Source organism: Dermacoccus sp. CCH2-D9, from assembly GCF_001556795.1.
In the GTDB taxonomy this organism is placed as follows: Bacteria; Actinomycetota; Actinomycetes; order Actinomycetales; family Dermatophilaceae; genus Dermacoccus; species Dermacoccus nishinomiyaensis.
This window is the reverse complement of the sequence record NZ_LSJT01000073.1, coordinates 1-3,737: the sequence shown is the minus strand read 5'-3', so window position 1 is coordinate 3,737 and position 3,737 is coordinate 1. Positions and strand designations below refer to the sequence as shown.

Here is a 3,737-nt window from a genome sequence, read left to right as displayed (position 1 = left end):
GGATAACGGGGTGTTCATCCTGTGGGAAGGCGCGGTGACGCCAGGCGCACCGTGGGCGCGTCAGGCTCACCGCGCCTTCCCACAGGATGAACACCCCGTTATCCATCATTTGCAGTTTTGCTGAACCGAAGACAAGGTTATGTACTTCGAGCCCGAGAGAAACGACGAAGGAGCGGACGATGACGACGACGAGTGAACGTCCCCGCGCCACGCAGCGCACGGCCAAGCCCGAGGGGCAGTGGGCCAAGGGCGAGTTCGACCCGCTCAACCCGAACGAGGTCTTCAAGGCCGAGGACGCGCCCCTCAACGTGCGCGCCCGCATCCTCGAGCAGTACGCCCGCGAGGGCTTCGACAGCATCTCGGGCACTGACCTGCGCGGCCGCATGCGCTGGATGGGCCTGTACACCCAGCGCAAGCAGGGCATCGACGGCGGCAAGACGGCGACGCTGGCGCCCGAGGAGCTCGACGACGAGTACTTCATGATGCGCGTGCGCATCGACGGCGGGCAGCTCTCCCGCGAGCAGCTGCGGGTGCTCGCGAGCATCTCCACCGATTTCGCACGTGGTACGGCCGACATCACCGACCGCAACAACATCCAGTACCACTGGATCGCGATCGAGGACGTGCCGGAGATCTGGCGCCGTCTCGAGGCCGTCGGTCTCGACACGCTCGAGGCCTGCGGTGACTGCACGCGCACCACGCTCGGTTCGCCGGTGGCCGGCGTGCACCCCGACGAGGTGATCGACGCGACCCCCGCGATCGACTTCATCAAGGCCAACTACGTGGGCGACCCGGATCTCGCGAACCTGCCGCGCAAGTTCAAGTCGTCGATCGCGTGGCTGCCCGACGCCGCCCCTGAGATCAACGACATCAGCTTCGTCGGCGTCGTCCACCCCGACCACGGCCCCGGCTTCGATCTGCAGATCGGGGGAGGGCTGTCGACGAAGGCGTTCTTCGCGCTGCGCCTCGGTGCCTGGGTGCCGCTCGAAGAGGTGCCCGAGGTCTGGCTCGCGACCGTCAAGCTGTTCCGCGACCACGGCTACCGCCGGCTGCGCAACCGCGCGCGTCTCAAGTACCTCGTCGAGGACTGGGGCGCCGACAAGACGCGTGAGGTGCTGGAGCGCGAGTACCTCGGGCGCCCCCTGCTCGACGGGCCCGCCGCGCCCACGCCGAAGCACACGATCGACCACGTCGGTGTGCATCGTCAGAAGGACGGACGCAACCTCGTCGGGTTCGCGCCGATCGCAGGGCGCACGAGCGGCGCGGCGCTCGCGGGCGTCGCCGACGCGATGGAGGCCGCCGGCAGCGACCGGCTGCGCCTGACCGCCTACCAGAAGCTCGTCGTCCTCGACGTGCCCGACGACGCCGTCGAGCCGCTGCTCGAGACGATGCGGCCGCTGGGCTTCGACGGGCGTCCGTCGCCGTGGCGCCGCGCGACGATGGCGTGCACGGGCCTGGAGTTCTGCAAGCTCGCCATCGTCGAGACGAAGCAGCGAGCCCACGACCTCGTCGCCGAGCTCGAAGAGCGTCTCGCTCACCTCGACGACCAGCTCGAGCACCCCATCGCGATCCATCTCAACGGCTGCCCCAACAGCTGCGCCCGCATCCAGGTGGCGGACATCGGTCTCAAGGGCCAGATCATCACCGACACCGCCGGCGAGCAGGTGCCCGGCTACCAGGTCCACCTCGGCGGTGGCCTGGGCGAGGATCTCGTCGTCGGGCGCAAGCTGCGCGCCCACAAGGTCGCCGCGAGCGAGCTGGGCGACTACGTCGAGCGCGTCGTGACGCGCTACATAGCCGCACGCGAGAGCGGCGAGAGCTTCGGCGACTGGGCCCGCCGCGCCGACGAGGAGGAGCTGCGATGACGCAGGTCGTGCGCGAGCCCGACGAGCTGCGTCGGATCGCGATTCGGGCCGCTGGCCAGCTCGACGGTGCACCGGCGGACGCCGTGCTCGATTGGGCGGCCGCGGAGTTCGGGGAACGCTTCGCCGTGGCCACCTCCATGCAGGACGCCGTGCTGACGCATCTCGCGTCGCGCAGCCTGCCCGGCGTCGACGTGCTCTTCCTCGACACCGGGTACCACTTCGAAGAGACGCTGCAGACCCGCGACGCGGTCGCCTCGACGTACGACGTCACGCTGCGCACCCTCGAACCGTCCCAGAGTGTCGCGCAGCAGGACGCGACGTACGGAGCGAACCTCTTCGAACGCGACCCCGATCTGTGCTGCACGCTGCGCAAGACCCACCCGCTCGACGAGGCCCTCGACGGCTACGAGGCGTGGGCCACCGGGGTGCGTCGCAGCGAGGCGATCACGCGGCGCGACACACCGGTCGTCAGCTTCGACGAGCGCCGCGAACGCATCAAGGTCGCGCCGATCGTCGCGTGGAGCGACGCCGACGTCGAGGCCTACATCGCCGAGCACGCCATCGTCACGAACCCGCTGCTCACCCAGGGCTACCCCTCGATCGGGTGCGCCACGTGCACCCGCCGGGTGGCGCCGGGCGAGGACGCGCGCGCCGGACGCTGGGCGGGCCGCGACAAGGTCGAATGCGGGATCAACACATGAGCGCCGCGACCGTGTGGCTCACGGGCCTGTCCGGAGCGGGCAAGTCGACGCTCGCCGAGCGCCTCGTCGCCACCCTGCGCGAGCGGGGCGAACGCGTCGAACTGCTCGACGGCGACGAACTGCGCACCTCCCTCAGCGCCGGCCTCGGGTTCTCCCGGGCGGACCGGAACACCCACGTGACGCGCGTCGGTTTCGTCGCCGACCTGCTCGCCCGCAACGGTGTGTGGGCGATCGTGCCGGTCATCGCCCCGTACGCCGATGCACGCGCCGAGAACCGCGCACGCCACGAGCGCAGCGGTAGTCGCTACCTCGAGGTCTTCGTCGCAACGTCGCTCGAGGAGTGCGCGCGACGCGACGTCAAGGGCCTGTACGCCCGGGCCGAGGCCGGCGAATTCACCGGAATGACAGGCCTCGACGACCCCTACGAGGTTCCGACCAACCCCGAATTGCGTCTCGAGACCCAGGGCCGCTCGATCGAGGAATCCCTCGCCGAGATCCTGCGTCTCATCGACGAGGAGAGGACACCCGCATGACCGAGACGATGACGCCACCGGACGTCTCCACGAACCCCGCCGGCGAGCTGTCGACGTTGCGGGCACTCGAGGCCGAGGCCATCGAGATCATCCGCGAGGTCATCGCCGAGTTCGAACGCCCTGCGCTGCTGTTCAGCGGCGGCAAGGACTCCGCAGTGCTGCTGCACGTCGCACTCAAGGCGCTCGCCCCCGCGCCGTTGCCGCTGACGCTGCTGCACGTCGACACCGGCCACAACCTGCCTGAGGTCATCGCGTTCCGGGACGAGGTCGTCGCCCGTCATGGCCTGCGCCTCCACGTCGCGGCGGTCGAGGACTGGATCGCCGACGGCCGCCTGCAGGAACGCCCCGACGGCACCCGCAACCCCCTGCAGACGGTGCCCCTCGTCGACACGATCGAGGCAGAACGCTTCGACGCCCTCCTCGGCGGGGCGCGCCGGGACGAGGATCGGGCGCGCGCGAAGGAGCGCATCTTCTCGGTGCGCAGCGCCATGGGAGGGTGGGACCCGCGCGGGCAGCGTCCGGAGCTGTGGAACCTCTACAACGGCCGTCACGCCCCCGGGGAGAACACGCGTGTGTTCCCGCTGAGCAACTGGACCGAACTGGACGTCTGGCGCTACATCTGTCTCTTATACACATCT

Annotated in this window: 4 protein-coding genes; all 4 read left to right on the top strand. The window is 69.7% G+C overall.

Going from position 1 to position 3,737, the window contains the following annotated elements; genetic code table 11:
- Positions 1–179: 179 nt before the first annotated feature.
- Positions 180–1,865: a nitrite/sulfite reductase gene (locus tag AX669_RS06690; RefSeq protein WP_006944918.1), complete on the top strand. Its 1,686-nt coding sequence runs from the start codon at positions 180–182 to the stop codon at positions 1,863–1,865.
- Positions 1,862–2,566 (top strand): phosphoadenylyl-sulfate reductase, encoded by a 705-nt coding sequence (locus AX669_RS06685; protein WP_006944887.1) that lies wholly within the window; start codon positions 1,862–1,864, stop codon positions 2,564–2,566. Before AX669_RS06690 ends, AX669_RS06685 begins: the two co-directional genes overlap by 4 nt.
- On the top strand, positions 2,563–3,099 hold the full coding sequence (gene cysC, locus AX669_RS06680; protein WP_050786489.1) for an adenylyl-sulfate kinase: 537 nt from the start codon (positions 2,563–2,565) through the stop codon (positions 3,097–3,099). The genes AX669_RS06685 and cysC overlap by 4 nt, the downstream gene beginning before the upstream one ends.
- Positions 3,096–3,737: sulfate adenylyltransferase subunit CysD (cysD, locus tag AX669_RS06675; RefSeq protein WP_062257392.1), on the top strand; the 642-nt coding region annotated here is incomplete at its 3' end. The genes cysC and cysD, both read left to right, overlap by 4 nt.